This window comes from Vibrio sp. 05-20-BW147 (assembly GCF_013369385.1).
Lineage (GTDB): Bacteria > Pseudomonadota > Gammaproteobacteria > Enterobacterales > Vibrionaceae > Vibrio > Vibrio floridensis.
Genome location: NZ_SZTO01000013.1, coordinates 98,858 through 115,408, shown reverse-complemented (window position 1 = coordinate 115,408; position 16,551 = coordinate 98,858). Strand labels below are relative to the sequence as shown.

Here is a 16,551-nt window from a genome sequence, read left to right as displayed (position 1 = left end):
TTTTTTGAAGCTTTCGCTTCGGCTCAATGAATACTGAATAAATTGACTGTGCCGATACTTAGTATCGTTTTGGTCACTCAGTTCATTGATAAATCTTTTGGATTATCATCAACGAGTGCCCACACAGATTGATAGGTTTAAATTGTTAAAGAGCTTGCTTCTCAAGAAGTTTTTCTCTCAAAGCGGAGGTGAATTCTAGCGAGTTAATTTGAAGAGTCAAACACTTTTTCAAATTTATTTTCTCAGAAGCTTTTGCCTCACCCGACCTTGCTGAAGCCTTACGCTGTCTGCCGTGTCGGTGGATGCGCATTATAGGGAAGACGTTTTTCTTAGCAAGCAAAAAAATAGTTTTTTTATTAAAAAAACGCTCAAGTGAACACATTTCACTCAAGCGCTTATTTGCTTGTATTTTATATTCAGGCTATACAGAAGATATTCACAAAATCCTGTGGATAACTAATCATCGCTATCGAAGAAATAAGAAATTCGTGAGCGAGGGTTTAAGTACTCTCTCACTTTGTCAGGTAACTTATTAGGATGAATTGCGCTGACTATCTTTATATCTTTGTCCGCCAAATCGATGATGGGCGCCTGAGTTCTTGGTACTGCTGGGTCGTACATCAAAACATTGGGATACAGTAGATGTGCCGCATTAACGGAAATGACCAGCCCGACCATATTATTGGAAAGTTGTACAACCGTTCCTGGAGGAAAAACCCCCATAAACTTGATCAGTATATTGAGGTTTTCTACGTTATAGAGATGCTTACAGTTCTTGTATAGATGAGAGAGAGCGGTATAAGGGATCTTTTGTTCCGCAGGAATATTATGATGACATAAGTTATCAAACGCGTTTGCAACCGCAATAACTTGAGTTAACTCATCTATTTGATCACCTTTAAGACCTTCAGGGTATCCTGAGCCGTCATTAAGCTCGTGATGCTGCAGAATTACTTTCTTCGCACTTTCTGGGAATCCTTCCACAGTATTGGCTAGGTCCAGCCCATATTTCGTGTGTAGCTTAAGATAGTTAAACTCAGGTTCGGTTAAAGGCGTCTGCTTACGAACAATCGCTGAGGGTATTTTTATTTTACCAATATCGTGGAATAGAGCGGCAAAAGACAGCTCTTTCAACTGCTCAGCCTTATAGCCTTTCGCCTTTCCTATCATCATGGCGATGACGGAGACGTTTAACGAATGAAAGTAGATATCTTCAAACTCACTTTTTCCATTCATAAGATGAAGAGTGACATTATCATCGCTCATCAGCTTTTCAACAATGTCGTCGATGAGTTGTTTAGCTTCCTCTACCGCATCGGTTGGTCGATTGCGAATTTTTGTCATCACAGAGCGCATTCTAGCCAAAGAACGTTCAAACTCTTTCTCGCACTGAATCACACGTCGGCGATAAGAACTGAGCTTTTCTATACGCTTTTGCTTTTCATCCCAAAGCTTTTTGGTTTCACCATCCAATTTCTCTGACTGAGCGTCAAGTTCACTAACGCTTCTCTGATTGGCAGGCAGGGGCTGTGTGTCACTTTGATTGACATTAAGAAACACATATTTAACGCCCAAGTGGCGGATCATTTCCACTTGTTCCTGGTCTTTAATCTTAAAGCTATTAAAAAGAAAAGGATGCTCGTTCCACTTCAACGGCAGACGTATATGTAATCCAGGCTGAATACGATCTACTGTAATTTTGATAGTTGCCACTTCTCGTAAATACCAAAATTTCCAAAACAAAGGCGAAATTTTAGTGCATTTTGTCAATTAATTCATCAATAACAATTCACATTTTCAATCACAATCAATTTGTGAGTTTACAGTGAATCATCCAGCGAATCCCAAACTTGTCTTCTACTTTTCCAAACCGAGTGCCCATAAATGAATCCGCGAGAGGTAACATGACGCGGCCATCTTGAGCAAGGCGATCAAACAGTTTTAACTGCGTGTCCAGTTTATTTACCACGATAGATAAGGCTATATTGTTCCCATGCAACTCCTTTGCAACGACGCCATCGGATAACATGAGTTTCAACCCCGGAGCTTCAAACTCAGCATGCATAATCCAATCTGGCACAACGCCATCCATCTGCTGAGGTGCATCTTTAAATAGACGAATATTGGTTATCTTTCCGTCAAAACACTGATGATAGAAATCGAGAGCTTCGGCGCAACGCCCAGCAAAGAATAAATAAGGGGTAAGTTGATACATTGGCCATCTCCTGTTATTTCTATTAAAAGATAGCCGACAAATCAACTTACTGCAGGTTGATTAGTTACGATATCACTCGATCTGCGTTACGTTTTTTCAGAACTGGACTGAAACTTGCGGGGGTGGTAATGATCTGCCCTTTGGTCAGACTCACTAGGGTTTGAACTGCCACTTCCGCCATTTCACTAATGGGGAAATGAACAGCTGTGACCGTCGGATAAAGGCTTTCACAGAGGTCGACACTATCAAAGCTAACTAACGAAATAGATTCTGGAACGGAAATACGTTTTTCATGCAAGTATTGCATCGCCCCTATGGTCATTTCTTCACTGCATGAAAAGACTGCCGTTAAATCGGCGTGATGCGCTAGCAGGGTATCCATCGCTTTGTAGCCACTTTTTCTTCCGTAGTCGCCTTCTGCACATAAGAGTTCCAAGTCACCTACTCCCAATGAACTCATGGCGTCTAGATAACCTTGTTTTCTTAACTGGCTGTTATAGCGTTGCGCCGGACCAGTAATGCACCCAATCTTTCGATGTCCTTGCTCTATGAGATGATTGACGGCAAGCACACTCGCACCTCGATGATCAAACGTAATGCATCGTTCTTCCAGCCCTTCTACATATCTATCTAACAGCACAAATGGCGTATCTTGCTGTGCTAGTGCGCGTAAATCATCATCCGAAAGATAGCGACTGTGCAGCACGTAGCCATCACAACGTAGATCATGAAAACGTTGAATCGCATTCTTCTCCCCTTGCGCAGAATGATGACCTTGAGCAGTAATTAAGAACTTATTGTGAAGATCTAATTCGGTTTGAACGCGATCCATCATTTCGCCAAAGAAACCACCTGTATAGTAAGTGACAAGCAACCCCATCATGTTTGACGAGGAGGTGGCCAGAGAGCGCGCAATGGCACTTGGGCGGTAGTTAAGTTGCGCCATCGCCCATTCCACTTTTTGTCTGGTCTCTTCCTTGAATTTTCCTTCACCATTGATGATTCTCGAAACCGTTGAACGGTTAACGCCAGCAAGTTCTGCTACGTCTTTTATTCTTGCCATTTCTCTGCCTATCTATAATGCGATTTAGCGCTTTCTATAAAGTGACTGCCAGCAACTCGTAAGGTGACTAAGGGGACGTTGCTGACAGTCTTAATCATACACAGCTATGCAACGGTGCAAAAATTAACTCAGAATAATCCGTGATTTCGATATCATGCTTTTGCAGACTTAGACGTAATTCTTTACTGGTTAACACAGCAAGCTCTTCCTCTCTTTGCTTTGCATAACCACTACAGCGCTCCAACGCACTATCAACCAATGCAGGGTGACACATCACTTCAACGAGATCGTATTTGCCTTTTAAGGAAACCAGATGTTCCACCAGCGAATCGTGCTCAACACGTTCATCGTAAAAATGGTCCGTAAAGTAATAGCGACAGCCAAACTCTTCCTCACCTGCCATTCCTGTGCTGCGCAAAGGTACATGATAGGCTTTGGCGATATCATAGATGACCGATTCAAACTGCGGATGCGTGTGTGCATGATGATGACTGTCTATGTGACTAAGAGTTAGACCTAAAGCAAGGAAATGTTCTACTTGAGCCATCGCCTCATCATGTATTGCAATGGGATCGTAATCTCGTCTCTGCCAAAAATTGCTGTAACGAGTAAACTCGCCATTAGGATCACACAAGTTGGCTTCTTCTGTTAATGGCCTACCAGCTGTGAATCTAAGATGAAGGCCAACTTTTAACTCTGGCAACTGATTGGCCAGTTCAACCGCATGTTTTTCTGCTGGCATACCAACCATCATGGTCGTGGACCGGACGACGCCTTCCAAATGCGCTTTCGCGATGCCATCATTGACACCCTGCGTCAAACCGAAATCATCAGCGTTAAAAATAACTTTCATCTTAGGATTCACCTTTTGTTTGAGAGCCTTTCGTTTAAGTGCCTAAAGCGACGTTAACTTAAACTGCGGGAGATATTGCGCGTTTTCACGAAGAATGTCGTCCAAAATTGCCTTAGCTCGACCAATATCAGGCACTAATGGGTTGTTTGCTAACGCCATCAATGCTTGGTGGTAATCGCCATGCACCGCTGCTTCAATCGCCAGTTGTTCGTAGGCTTTCACTTGATGTAGCAACCCACTTACTTTAGGCGATAGGGTTCCTACTGCAATCGGTTTGGCTCCCCAGCTACCAACAACGGCACTACATTCAATCACAGCATCATCTGGCAATGTACTGATAGCGCCACGATTAAGAACGTTAACCACGTGAATACCATTTCGATTGTTGTAGATAGCATCAACCAAGTTGAGAGACGCATCTGAATAGTACGCACCACCCCGCAGCTCTAACTCTTGCGGTTTTTGATCAAGCGTTGGATCTTGATAGAGATTAAATAACGCCTTTTCTGTTTCCATCACCTGCTCTGCGCGAGTGCCTTTTTCTTCAGAGCTTTGTTTTTCTTCCGCTAGCATTGCGTCGGTTTGATAAAAATAACGATGATAAGGACAAGGAATCGCACCCAATGCTTTCAAAAAGTCCGGGTCCCAGGGTTCTTCCCAGATATTTTTCATGCTGAAGTTCGCGCCATCGCCAACCTTTTCTAGAACGACATCCGTAATATCTTGACCATCCAACCACGCTTTATGCACCCAGACCAAATGGTTCAATCCCGCGAACTCTAACTGCAACTCTTTGGGTTCGCATTCCATAATCTCGGCAATCATCATTTGCATTGAAACCGGGACGTTACACAGGCCAATGCTCTTCACTTTAGAGTATTTGCTGACGGCTTCCGACACCAAACCGGCTGGGTTGGTAAAGTTGAGCATCCACGCATTGGGAGAGAGCTCCTCAATATCTTTACAGATGTCCAATATAACCGGAATCGTGCGCAGTGCTTTCGCAAAACCACCAGGTCCCGTCGTTTCTTGGCCAATGACATCATATTTCAGCGGGATCCGCTCATCACTTGCACGAGCGGCAAGACCACCCACACGAAATTGCGTCATCACAAAATCCGCACCCGCGATAGCTTCTCTGCGATCAAACCCTGCTTTGATTTCGATATCCGCACCTACCTTGTCGACCATACGCTGTGCAAGACGACGAATAATATCTAATTTCTCGGCGCCCGATTCAATGTCAACAAAATGCATTTGCTTAACCGGTAAATAGTCCAGTCGCTTTAAGACCCCTTCCACCAACTCAGGCGTGTAACTGCTTCCACCACCAATAATGGCCAGTTTTATTCCATCTCTAGACATGATGAATCCTTACTTATCCAGCCAATTGTTTGTGCAATGCAACCATTTCTGATGCCAGTTCCTGAGCGAGGATGGTAGTCATTAAGTGATCTTGCGCGTGAACCATAACCAGCGTCATCGGCACTTTACCCTCACCTTGGTCCTCTTCTATCAGTTGCGTTTGTACTAAATGGGCTTTGTTCAAACATTCTTTGGCTTGCTGCAGCTTTTCTTCAGCCACGCTAAAGTTCTTTTCTCGAGATTGGCGCAACGCTTCAAAACAAAGGCTTCTCGCCTCACCTGCATTGCAAATAATTTCCATAACAACCAGTTCTTGTTCCATTTCTCTCTCCTCGGGAAGAGGCTGCCCGCAGACAGCCTCAATAATGTCAATTAAGCTGTTACACCTTGACCACTCACCTGCTGTTGTTCAGGGGCCACATCAACCGATTTCTCTTGCTCAAGAATTTGTTTTTCAAACATCTTGAAGAAAGGCAGGTAGATGAAGAGATCGAGAATTAACAAGCCGACCACGAGTAAAATTGGCGTAAACGTCCAGCCACTCCCCCAGGAGGCACCGATGATGGCTGGCGTTGTCCATGGTGTGGTCGCAACCCCCATACCAACAAAGCCAAGTTGCACAGCGAAATAAGCGATAGTGGCGTTAATCACTGGTGCAAAAACAAAGGGTAGGAAGAGGATTGGGTTCATTACCACAGGGCTACCAAAGATGACAGGTTCGTTGATCTGGAATAACCCAGGAACTGCACTCATACGGCCGATACTCTTTAAGTGTGCAGAGCGACTAAAAGACATCAGCATCACCAGCGCCAATGTGGCACCAGACCCACCAATAAAGATGTAGAAATCCCAGAACGGTTGCGTAAATACGTTCGGAATCGGTTGTCCTGCCACAAATGCATCAATGTTGGCACTGATGTTGGTTAGGAAGATTGGCGACAACAAGCCCACCACGATGGCTGCTCCATGAATACCTGCGAACCAAAGTAACTGGCACACTAACAACGCCCCGATAATGGCTGGTAGTGTATTGGATGCACTGATTAATGGTTTAAACATGGCCATAACCGCATCAGGGATGAGCATGTCATATTGCGCTTGCACAAACAGGCTTAACGGATAGAGTGTGATAAAAATAGCCAACACAGGAAGTAACACTTCAAAAGAGCGTGCAATCGCTGGCGGTACCTGCTCAGGCATACGAATCGTAATATTGTGCTTTTTCATAAAGCGGTAGAGCTCGACCGAGAAGAATGCACACATCACTGCGGTGAAAATGCCAGTGCCCCCCATATGCGACATTGAGAGCGCCCCTTCTTTTGCTGGCGCAGCCACCAGTAGAAACGACATGAGCGACAGCACCGCGCTGGTGATCCCATCCATCTTATACGCTTTGGCTAAGCTATAGGCCACGCCAAGCGATACAAAGATCGTCATAATGCCCATCGACATATTGAATGGCATCATAATGGTATCAAAATGCGTGGTGGCAAAATCAAGCCAAACACGACCAAATGCGTTGGTGGTATCTTCTGAGAATGGGGGAAAAGCAAAGATGAGAATAAAACTCCCCACAATAATAAAAGGCATTGCGACAATAAAACCGTCGCGCATTGCTCGTACATGGGGTTGATTACCAACCTTTGCCGCAATTGGTGCTATGTATTTTTCTACAACACCTATTATTGCATCATAAAGCTTCATAGATTCCTTCCTTATTTTTAGATAAAGCAATCCTTGGCCATATATAAAATACACAGCTTGAATTACTCACATTTTAATCTTAGAAAAAACTAGTTAATTAGATCGAGTGCTTGCTGAAGAACTTCATCACCCTTCATCATTCCATAAGCTTGAGGAGAGATTGCCGCAATGTTTTTACCATACTCGTTTGCGGTTTTACGTAGCTCTTCCAACTGAAATCTCACTTGTGGGCCAAGCAGGCAAACATCGTAGTCTTTGATCGCCTCATCAAATGCATTCACCGAAAGTGCGTCAATCTTACACTCAATCCCTTTAATAACAGCAGCTTGCTCCATTTTCTTCACGAGCATGCTGGTTGACATACCAGCACTGCAACATAACAAAATCTTTTTCATCGCCAATTTCACCCTGTTCAAAATCCGACCTAAAAACTGTAGCAAAATATACGCGCACAAAAAAGCGCAACCGGTTGCATTGTTCGTGAACAAAATCTCATTTTAGACAATTAACCCTATTTTAACTTTGTTTATTTGGAGCGAATATTAAAGTAACAACTAGGTAATAAGACAAAGCAAAATTACGACCATAAGATAGATAAAAACCTTTCTATCAATATAACCAACGACATCATAATTAAATATCATTTAGCATGGATTGAAATTATTTCCATTGCTTTTTTGAGCGTTACTGACCAACGACATAAATAGAAAAAATTATCAAAGCGATATGGTGAGCATGTATTACAACGGCAATGTTTCACATGCCTCATGGGCAACGGGGACATCTGAAACGCAGAACACTTTATTGATCGTTCTAATCACTGTTCCAGCGATCACCATATAGATAGTTTGCGTAGTGGCACTTCCCCGCAGCTTTGTATCAACCTGAGACATTTCATTTTTTTGATAGCCCAGAGAGCCAAAAGATGAACGCAATCGTCACAACATCAGCTTGATTGAACACTGAACGTTACACACGAGAGAATAATAGTATAGAGAGAATGCAGTACGGATGAAGGAGAGATGGAAAAAGGAATCGTTATTTAAAGCCCCAAAACGACGAAAGGCCGCTATAAAAGCGACCTTTCTATGTATGGTACCGGTGGGCGGACTTGAACCGCCACTCCCGAAGGAAACGGATTTTGAATCCGTCGTGTATACCAATTTCACCACACCGGCATCTTTAGGCTATTGCCTTTCGATGCTTGGCATTATACGTAAGCTTTTCGGTTGTGCAAGAGCAAAAGATTGAAATAATTACCGTTTGCCTAAGTTTTCGCCACAAATGAACACAGTGTGCTCTAGCTCTCTTTTCTTCATACGGTTGAATCTATATCCTGACGCACAATTTGAATGGTAAGTGATCGATTTATGACTACAACAACACTACCGCCAGCTGGCCTATTTCGCCGTCTGGCTGCACTTTTTTATGATTCTCTAATTATTATCGCGTTAGAAATGATGGCAGCGGGTGTCGTAATGGCCATACTGTTTGCCCTTAATGGCACAGGGCTGATTAGCTATGGTGAATATGTCGACGCAGCGGATTTGCTAAGCCGTCATCCTGTCATTAGCCCTCTCTTTACTCTTTATTTAGCCGGCGTTTGGGTGTACTTCTTGGTGTTCTTTTGGACCAAAGCAGGACAAACACTTGGAATGCGTGCGTGGAAGATTCAAGTTCGTAACCACGATGGCTCCATGATATCCGCCACTCAGGCGTTGATTCGTATTGCTACTTCTGCGTTTGGCTTAGCAAACTTCACCGTGCCAATCGATCCGAAGAAAAGAGGCTTTCACGACATCTGGGCCAAAACGGAAGTCGTTTTACTCCCTAAAGTGAGATAACCCCAAGTCGAACAATTTTAGCGCTCATATTAAAGAGACCATAAAAAATGGAAGGCATTTTGCCTTCCATTTTCTTTCGTGCGTCTATCACGTTACTTATTGCAGTTTTCGGTTCAACAACATCACTGCGACAATAAAAAACACAATGCTTGGGGCCACTGCGCCAAACACTGGTGGAATACCATACACCAACGTCAAAGGACCAAAGAACTCGCTGGAGATGTAAAAAGCAAAGCCAGCAATCACACCCGAGATCACTCTCGCTCCCATAGTGACACTGCGAAGCGGACCAAACACAAATGACAGCGCCATCAACATCATCACCGCAATTGAAATCGGTTGAGTCAGTTTACGCCAAAACGCCAGTTCATAGCGTGACGCATCTTGTTCAGAGGCCTTTAAATAAGACACATAGTCATACAAGCCACTTAACGAGAGTTCTTCTGGTTTAACAGTCACCACGGCTAGCTTATCGGGCGCCAATGACGTTTCCCATACCATCTGTTCTAGTGCATGTTTTCGGATGATTTTTTCATCTTGCATGTCGGTGACTTGGACATAACGCATTAACCAGCGATTGTCTTGTTGGTAATCCACCTCTTCGGCAAAAATCACTGACTGTAGCTTCTTATTCTGGTCAAACTTCCACATGTTCAGTCCATAGAGCCTATCTTCATCGACCTTGCCGATAAAGATAAAGTCATTAGCATCTTTGGCCCAGACCCCACTGCGCACGGAAACGATGCTACCGCCAGATAAGGCAAATGAACGCAAATCGCGGGCCATTTTCTGCGCTTCTGGCGCTCCCCATTGTCCTAGAGCCATGACAACGAGCATCAAAGGAACCGCGGTTTTAAGTACCGATATGCCGATATCCAATTTTGAGAAACCCGCGGCTTGCATCACCACAAGTTCAGAACTGGAGGCCAGCATCCCAAGCCCGATCAATGCCCCTAAAAGCGCCGCCATCGGGAAAAACATTTCGATATCGCGAGGAATGCTCAATAAAACAAAGTACAGCGCATGCAAGAGGTCATACGCACCTCTGCCCACTTTACGTAATTGCTCAACATACTTAATAATTCCAGAAAGCCCAACAAAGGTAACCAGTACCAATGAAGTCGTCGCTACTATCGTTCTACCGATGTAAAGGTCTAAAATTTTAAACACGATTTACGCTAGCCTCTTCTTTCTAAAATTATCTTTGATTCGTCTAACGGCAACGCTGTCCATAAAGTTCGCCATAATCGCCACCAGCAATAGCAAACCGTTAATTGGCCACATGCCGATGGAGACCGAGATATCCCCCTCTTCCAACGCAGATTTCGTCGCACTAATCGACAAGAAGTAAGCAAGGTAGATGAGAATCGCAGGTCCCATTTTGGCGAACCGTCCCTGACGTGGGTTCACGGCAGATAATGGAATCACCAGCATAGTGAGTAGAGGAATACAGACAAACAACGACACTCGCCATTGAAGTTCTGCTTGCGCTTCACGATCCGGATGACCAATCAGCTCCAAGGTCGGTATCGCATCCCAATCCCTTCCCTTTTGTTTCACTGATCGTTGGCCAATTAAGCCGTCATACTGCTCAAACTCGGTCACCATATACTCAACTCGCGTTGGTACCCCCTCGTAGCGCGTACCTTGCTTCATTGAGATAATCTGGCGGCCATCCGACAGTTCTTTTACCTCACCAGAATTGGCAAACATCACACTCGGCAAAATTGAATCTCTAGGTATGAGCTGAGCGATAAACACGTTGGAGAGTTGCTTGTCTTTGATATCGTCGATGAACACCACCGAAGAGCGATCAGGCGTGAACTGAAATTGGCCTTTTTTCAATAAATCCACACTATTTTCTGCCGCCACCTGTTCGGTAAGTTGCTCAACACGGTCCATTGACCACGGAGAAAGCCACAACGAGTTAAAGGCGGCAATTCCTGAAGTCATCACCGCGAGATACAAGGCAGCTTGAACGAGGAACTTATTGCCAATACCCGTGGCATTCATCACCACGATTTCACTTTCCGCGTAGAGACGACCAAAGGTAATCAAAATACCAATATAGAGGCTTAGAGGTAACATCAATAAGCCCATTGACGGCATATTCAGTGCAACAATGGACATGATCAAACTGGCCGGAATATCGCCATCCGACGCATCCGCTAACACACTGATGAACTGCTGGCTGAGAAACACCAAAAAAAGTACGAAAAAGATCGCAAATTGGCTCTTGAGTGTTTCGCGGATCAAATATCTAACAATAATCACGCTGAAATTACCTATACAAAACTTGTTTTTTTGGTCGAATCACTATAATTTCCCGTTGAACCTTTTATTTTTCAAAAAAACTGACTAAATGTTAATCTGTAACTTACAGAGTAGACCGAGAATAGAATTCAACAAGTAAGCGGTCATTATCTAACATTTAGAACTATTTGTCTTCAGGATGTAGGAGTACGCATGGAGTTCAGTGTAAAAAGTGGCAGTCCAGAGAAACAACGCAGTGCATGTATCGTTGTTGGTGTGTTTGAACCACGTCGCCTTTCTCCAGTAGCCGAACAGCTCGATAAAATCAGTGACGGTTACATCAGTTCATTACTTCGCCGTGGTGATCTAGAAGGTAAACCAGGTCAGATGCTACTGCTGCATCAAGTTCCAGGTGTACTTTCAGAACGTGTTCTTTTGGTTGGTTGTGGTAAAGAGCGTGAGCTTGGTGAACGCCAATATAAAGAGATCATTCAAAAAACCATCAATACTCTTAACGAAACAGGCTCTATGGAAGCGGTATGCTTCTTAACTGAACTGCACGTTAAAGGTCGCGACACGTATTGGAAAGTACGCCAAGCGGTTGAAGCGACGAAAGACGGTCTTTACACCTTTGATCAGTTTAAGAGCGTGAAGCCAGAAACGCGTCGCCCACTGCGTAAGCTTGTCTTCAACGTTCCAACACGCCGTGAACTTAACCTTGGCGAAAAAGCGATCACTCATGGCCTTGCTATCGCATCTGGTGTTAAAGCCTCTAAAGACCTTGGCAATATGCCACCAAACATTGCAAACCCAGCTTACCTTGCCTCTCAAGCACGTCGCTTAGCGGATGACTACGACACCATCACCACCAAAATCATTGGTGAGCAAGAGATGGAAAAACTGGGTATGCACTCCTACCTAGCAGTAGGGCGCGGTTCAAAAAATGAATCGATGATGTCGGTGATCGAGTATAAAGGTAACCCAGACTCGACCGCGAAACCTATCGTTCTGGTGGGTAAAGGTCTCACATTTGATTCAGGCGGTATTTCACTGAAACCAGGCGAAGGCATGGATGAGATGAAGTATGACATGTGTGGCGCAGCCTCTGTTTTCGGCACGATGAAAGCGCTGGCAAAACTGAACCTCCCTATCAACGTGATTGGCGTGCTTGCTGGTTGTGAAAACATGCCTGGCAGCAACGCTTACCGTCCAGGTGATATCCTAACGACCATGTCAGGTCAAACCGTAGAAGTACTCAATACCGATGCAGAAGGTCGTTTGGTACTGTGTGATGCACTGACTTACGTTGAGCGTTTTGAACCAGACTGCGTGGTTGACGTTGCGACGCTCACTGGCGCTTGTGTTATTGCACTGGGTCACCACATTACTGGTGTTCTGTCTAACCACAACCCTCTTGCTCATGAGCTCGTCAATGCTTCTGAACAATCTAGCGATCGTGCTTGGCGCCTACCAATGGCGGATGAATACCATGAACAGCTAAAGAGCCCATTTGCCGACATGGCAAACATTGGTGGCCGTCCTGGTGGTACCATCACTGCAGCATGCTTCTTGTCTAAATTTGCTAAGAAATACAACTGGGCACACCTAGACATCGCAGGCACAGCATGGAAGTCTGGCGCAGCCAAAGGGTCAACAGGTCGTCCTGTCTCTATGCTGGTCCAATTCCTGCTAAATCGCAGTGGCCAAGAGACTGAAGAATAATTCAAGTCAATGTAAAAAGGGCCGCTAGGCCCTTTTTTTCATCGCCAAAGAGACTAATAAGCCATGCAAAGAGCTACATTTTACATTGTCCGAGAAAACACCCCGCAAGCAACGCCAGAAGGTTTTGCTCACTATGTGGTGTTCCTTGCCCACCATTTTGCCAAGCAAGGCGCAAAGGTGTATCTCAACGGAGAAAGTAAACGTCACGCAGAGCAAATTGCAGAATACTTTTGGCAAGTCGAACCCGCTCAATTTGTCGCGCATAATTTGGTCGGTGAAGGTCCAAAATACGCCACCAATATTGAGATAGGCCATCAAGGCGTAAAACCTAGCTGGAATCGCCAACTGGTGATAAATTTGGCGAAAAATGAGACAACCTTTGCGAACAAGTTTGCTGAGGTGGTAGACTTCGTCCCTTGCGAAGAAAAAGCTAAACAGCTCGCACGAGAAAGGTATAAAATCTACCGTCAAGCCGGTTACCAACTGCACACCGTCGAAATTGAACACAACTAGCGGTCAATCCTTATAGTTAAGCTCTCCTACTAGAGAGTTCACTTATAGAGATTGACCTAGATTTACCATTAACCAGATTAAGCTCCCATGGAAAAAACATACAACCCAACTTCAATCGAACAAGATCTGTATCAGACTTGGGAAGAGCAAGGCTACTTTAAGCCACACGGCGACACGACTAAAGAAGCCTACAGCATCATGATCCCACCACCGAACGTCACTGGTAGCCTACATATGGGCCACGCGTTCCAAGACACGATCATGGATACACTTATCCGTTGTGAGCGTATGAAGGGTAAAAATACCCTTTGGCAAGTCGGTACTGACCACGCAGGTATCGCTACTCAGATGGTTGTTGAGCGTAAGATCGCCGCAGAAGAAGGCAAAACTAAACACGATTACGGTCGTGAAGCCTTCATCGACAAAATCTGGGAATGGAAAGGCGAATCTGGTGGCACCATCACTAAACAGCTACGTCGCCTTGGCGCATCAGTAGACTGGGATCGTGAACGCTTCACCATGGATGATGGTCTGTCTAATGCCGTTCAAGAAGTCTTCGTGCGCCTATACGAAGATGACCTCATCTACCGCGGTAAGCGCCTAGTTAACTGGGATCCAAAGCTACACACAGCAATTTCTGATCTAGAAGTTGAAAACAAAGACACCAAAGGCCACATGTGGCACTTCCGCTACCCGCTAGCTGATGGCGTGAAAACAGCGGATGGCAAAGACTACATCGTTGTTGCGACGACTCGTCCTGAAACCATGCTAGGCGATACTGGTGTGGCGGTGAACCCAGAAGATCCACGTTACCAAGATCTGATCGGTAAAGACATCATCCTTCCACTAGTTGACCGTCGCATCCCAATCGTGGGCGATGAACACGCAGACATGGAAAAAGGGACTGGTTGTGTGAAAATCACCCCAGCGCACGACTTCAACGACTATGAAGTGGGTAAGCGCCACCAGCTACCAATGATCAACATTCTGACGTTTGACGCCAACATCCGTGACGCGGCTGAAGTATTCAACACCAACGGCGAAGCAAGTGATGCTTACAGCACAGAGCTACCCGCTAAATACCGCGGTATGGAGCGTTTTGCTGCGCGTAAAGCGATCGTGGCGGAATTCGATGAGCTAGGTCTGCTTGAAGAAGTCAAAGATCACGATCTACAAGTGCCTTACGGCGACCGCGGTGGCGTGGTTATCGAACCAATGCTGACTGACCAATGGTACGTGCGTACTGCACCGCTAGCGAAAACCGCGGTTGAAGCCGTAGAAAACGGCGACATCCAGTTCGTACCTAAGCAATACGAAAACATGTACTTCTCTTGGATGCGTGACGTTCAAGATTGGTGTATCTCTCGTCAACTTTGGTGGGGTCACCGTATCCCTGCTTGGTACGACAACCAAGGCAATGTTTACGTCGGTCGCAGCGAAGAAGAGGTTCGCAAGAACAACAACCTAGAGTCTGTGATTGAACTGCACCAAGACGAAGACGTACTGGATACCTGGTTCTCTTCAGCACTATGGACCTTCGGCACACAAGGTTGGCCAGAGCAAACGGACGATCTGAAAGTCTTCCACCCTTCAGATGTACTAGTCACTGGTTTCGACATCATCTTCTTCTGGGTTGCACGCATGATCATGATGACCATGCACTTCGTCAAAGACGAAAACGGCAAGCCACAAGTCCCATTCAAAACCGTTTACGTTACTGGCTTAATCCGTGATGAAAACGGCGACAAGATGTCTAAGTCGAAAGGTAACGTCCTTGACCCAATCGACATGATCGATGGTATCGACCTAGAGTCTCTAGTAGAGAAGCGTTGTGGCAACATGATGCAGCCTCAGCTAGCAGCGAAGATCGAGAAGAACACGCGTAAAACGTTTGAAAACGGTATCGAAGCCTACGGTACTGACGCGCTACGCTTTACACTTGCTGCAATGGCATCAACAGGTCGCGATATCAACTGGGATATGAAGCGTCTTGAAGGTTACCGTAACTTCTGTAACAAGCTATGGAACGCAAGCCGTTACGTAATGATGAACACAGAAGAGCAAGATTGTGGCTTTGGCGCAGGTGAGATCGAATACTCACTGGCGGACAAGTGGATCGAGTCTCAGTTTGAACTGGCAGCGAAAGCATTCAACAACCATATCGACAACTTCCGTCTCGATATGGCGGCAAACACGCTTTACGAGTTCATCTGGAACCAATTCTGTGACTGGTACCTAGAGCTGACTAAACCCGTTCTATGGAAAGGCACTGAAGCGCAACAACGCGGGACTCGTCGTACCCTAATCACTGTGCTTGAGAAGACGCTACGTCTCGCTCACCCAGTGATTCCTTACATCACCGAAACGATCTGGCAAAGCATCAAGCCACTAGTAGACGGTGTGGAAGGCGAGACCATCATGCTGCAAGCACTGCCTCAATACGATGAAGCCAACTTCAACCAAGAAGCGCTAGACGACATCGAATGGGTGAAAGCGTTCATCACTAGCATCCGTAACCTACGTGCTGAATACGACATCAACCCAGGTAAACCGCTGGAAGTGATGCTAAAAGCGGACGAAAAAGATGCAGCGCGCCTAGAAGCGAACAAGCAAGTACTGATTTCTCTAGCCAAACTTGAGTCGGTTCGTGTGTTGGCGGCAGGCGAAGAAACGCCAGCCTGCGCAACAGCACTTGTGGCGAAATCTGAGCTGATGATCCCAATGGCGGGACTGATCGACAAAGATGCTGAGCTTGCTCGTTTGGATAAAGAAGTGGCGAAGACGCAAGGTGAAATCAAGCGTATCGAAGGTAAGCTGGGTAACGAAGGTTTCGTCGCCAAAGCCCCTGAAGCGGTTATTGCAAAAGAGCGTGAGAAGCTGGAAGGCTACCAAGAAACCTTGGCAAAACTTGAAGAGCAAAAAGCGACCATCGCTGCACTGTAATTCCAGTTAGCTTCATAAAACGAAAGGCAGCGTTATCGCTGCCTTTTTTAATAGCTAAAAACTATTGTAGTTATAC

The 16,551-nt window shown here is 45.3% G+C and carries 14 protein-coding genes and 1 tRNA gene; 4 read left to right on the top strand and 11 right to left on the bottom strand.

Going from position 1 to position 16,551, the window contains the following annotated elements; all coding sequences use genetic code 11:
- Positions 1-456: 456 nt before the first annotated feature.
- The 9 genes from FC652_RS13565 to FC652_RS13525 form a co-directional block, all read right to left on the bottom strand.
- The gene (locus FC652_RS13565; RefSeq protein ID WP_176299007.1) at positions 457-1,713 is read right to left on the bottom strand and encodes an HD-GYP domain-containing protein; all 1,257 of its coding nucleotides are present in this window, start codon (positions 1,711-1,713) and stop codon (positions 457-459) included.
- A 94-nt stretch (positions 1,714-1,807) separates the two neighbouring features.
- Positions 1,808-2,215 (bottom strand): VOC family protein, encoded by a 408-nt coding sequence (locus FC652_RS13560; protein WP_176299006.1) that lies wholly within the window; start codon positions 2,213-2,215, stop codon positions 1,808-1,810.
- A 64-nt stretch (positions 2,216-2,279) separates the two neighbouring features.
- Positions 2,280-3,278, bottom strand: coding sequence for a LacI family DNA-binding transcriptional regulator (locus FC652_RS13555; RefSeq protein WP_176299005.1), 999 nt, complete (start codon positions 3,276-3,278; stop codon positions 2,280-2,282).
- 94 nt (positions 3,279-3,372) lie between these two features.
- Positions 3,373-4,131, bottom strand: coding sequence for a chitin disaccharide deacetylase (gene chbG / locus FC652_RS13550; protein ID WP_176299004.1), 759 nt, complete (start codon positions 4,129-4,131; stop codon positions 3,373-3,375).
- A gap of 42 nt (positions 4,132-4,173) precedes the next feature.
- Complete coding sequence (locus FC652_RS13545) at positions 4,174-5,496, bottom strand: 6-phospho-beta-glucosidase (protein ID WP_176299003.1); 1,323 nt, start codon at positions 5,494-5,496, stop codon at positions 4,174-4,176.
- A 13-nt stretch (positions 5,497-5,509) separates the two neighbouring features.
- Complete coding sequence (locus FC652_RS13540; protein ID WP_176299002.1) at positions 5,510-5,818, bottom strand: PTS lactose/cellobiose transporter subunit IIA; 309 nt, start codon at positions 5,816-5,818, stop codon at positions 5,510-5,512.
- 50 nt (positions 5,819-5,868) lie between these two features.
- Complete coding sequence (locus tag FC652_RS13535; protein WP_176299001.1) at positions 5,869-7,200, bottom strand: PTS sugar transporter subunit IIC; 1,332 nt, start codon at positions 7,198-7,200, stop codon at positions 5,869-5,871.
- A gap of 89 nt (positions 7,201-7,289) precedes the next feature.
- A complete protein-coding gene (locus FC652_RS13530; protein WP_176299000.1) occupies positions 7,290-7,595 on the bottom strand; it encodes a PTS sugar transporter subunit IIB in 306 nt (101 codons plus the stop codon).
- A gap of 698 nt (positions 7,596-8,293) precedes the next feature.
- Positions 8,294-8,378 (bottom strand) — tRNA-Leu (locus FC652_RS13525).
- Positions 8,379-8,570: 192 nt separating this feature from the next.
- Between FC652_RS13525 and FC652_RS13520 the strand changes: the two genes are divergently transcribed.
- A complete protein-coding gene (locus tag FC652_RS13520) occupies positions 8,571-9,044 on the top strand; it encodes an RDD family protein (RefSeq protein WP_176298999.1) in 474 nt (157 codons plus the stop codon).
- 96 nt (positions 9,045-9,140) lie between these two features.
- On the opposite strand, the gene lptG is transcribed toward FC652_RS13520, so the two are convergent.
- Both lptG and lptF read right to left on the bottom strand, forming a co-directional pair.
- On the bottom strand, positions 9,141-10,214 hold the full coding sequence (gene lptG, locus FC652_RS13515) for an LPS export ABC transporter permease LptG (RefSeq protein WP_176298998.1): 1,074 nt from the start codon (positions 10,212-10,214) through the stop codon (positions 9,141-9,143).
- A gap of 3 nt (positions 10,215-10,217) precedes the next feature.
- Positions 10,218-11,318: an LPS export ABC transporter permease LptF gene (lptF, locus tag FC652_RS13510; protein WP_176298997.1), complete on the bottom strand. Its 1,101-nt coding sequence runs from the start codon at positions 11,316-11,318 to the stop codon at positions 10,218-10,220.
- Positions 11,319-11,510: 192 nt separating this feature from the next.
- Between lptF and pepA the strand changes: the two genes are divergently transcribed.
- The 3 genes from pepA to FC652_RS13495 all read left to right on the top strand — a co-directional run bounded on the left by pepA (position 11,511) and on the right by FC652_RS13495 (position 16,475).
- Positions 11,511-13,019 carry a leucyl aminopeptidase gene (pepA, locus tag FC652_RS13505; protein ID WP_176298996.1) on the top strand — a complete coding sequence of 503 codons (1,509 nt, stop codon included), beginning with the start codon at positions 11,511-11,513 and terminating at the stop codon, positions 13,017-13,019.
- 63 nt (positions 13,020-13,082) lie between these two features.
- Positions 13,083-13,532 carry a DNA polymerase III subunit chi gene (locus tag FC652_RS13500; RefSeq protein ID WP_176298995.1) on the top strand — a complete coding sequence of 150 codons (450 nt, stop codon included), beginning with the start codon at positions 13,083-13,085 and terminating at the stop codon, positions 13,530-13,532.
- Positions 13,533-13,619: 87 nt separating this feature from the next.
- On the top strand, positions 13,620-16,475 hold the full coding sequence (locus FC652_RS13495) for a valine--tRNA ligase (protein ID WP_176298994.1): 2,856 nt from the start codon (positions 13,620-13,622) through the stop codon (positions 16,473-16,475).
- The last annotated feature ends 76 nt before the right edge of the window (positions 16,476-16,551 follow it).

Bases quoted from the DNA above. Each gene is read 5' to 3' on its own strand.
- FC652_RS13560 (WP_176299006.1), bottom strand. From the start codon at position 2,215: ATGTATCAACTTACCCCTTATTTATTCTTTGCTGGGCGTTGCGCCGAA.
- FC652_RS13500 (WP_176298995.1), top strand. From the start codon at position 13,083: ATGCAAAGAGCTACATTTTACATTGTCCGAGAAAACACCCCGCAAGCA.
- pepA (WP_176298996.1), top strand. From the start codon at position 11,511: ATGGAGTTCAGTGTAAAAAGTGGCAGTCCAGAGAAACAACGCAGTGCA.
- FC652_RS13535 (WP_176299001.1), bottom strand. From the start codon at position 7,200: ATGAAGCTTTATGATGCAATAATAGGTGTTGTAGAAAAATACATAGCA.
- FC652_RS13555 (WP_176299005.1), bottom strand. From the start codon at position 3,278: ATGGCAAGAATAAAAGACGTAGCAGAACTTGCTGGCGTTAACCGTTCA.
- FC652_RS13540 (WP_176299002.1), bottom strand. From the start codon at position 5,818: ATGGAACAAGAACTGGTTGTTATGGAAATTATTTGCAATGCAGGTGAG.
- chbG (WP_176299004.1), bottom strand. From the start codon at position 4,131: ATGAAAGTTATTTTTAACGCTGATGATTTCGGTTTGACGCAGGGTGTC.
- FC652_RS13520 (WP_176298999.1), top strand. From the start codon at position 8,571: ATGACTACAACAACACTACCGCCAGCTGGCCTATTTCGCCGTCTGGCT.
- FC652_RS13495 (WP_176298994.1), top strand. From the start codon at position 13,620: ATGGAAAAAACATACAACCCAACTTCAATCGAACAAGATCTGTATCAG.
- FC652_RS13545 (WP_176299003.1), bottom strand. From the start codon at position 5,496: ATGTCTAGAGATGGAATAAAACTGGCCATTATTGGTGGTGGAAGCAGT.
- FC652_RS13530 (WP_176299000.1), bottom strand. From the start codon at position 7,595: ATGAAAAAGATTTTGTTATGTTGCAGTGCTGGTATGTCAACCAGCATG.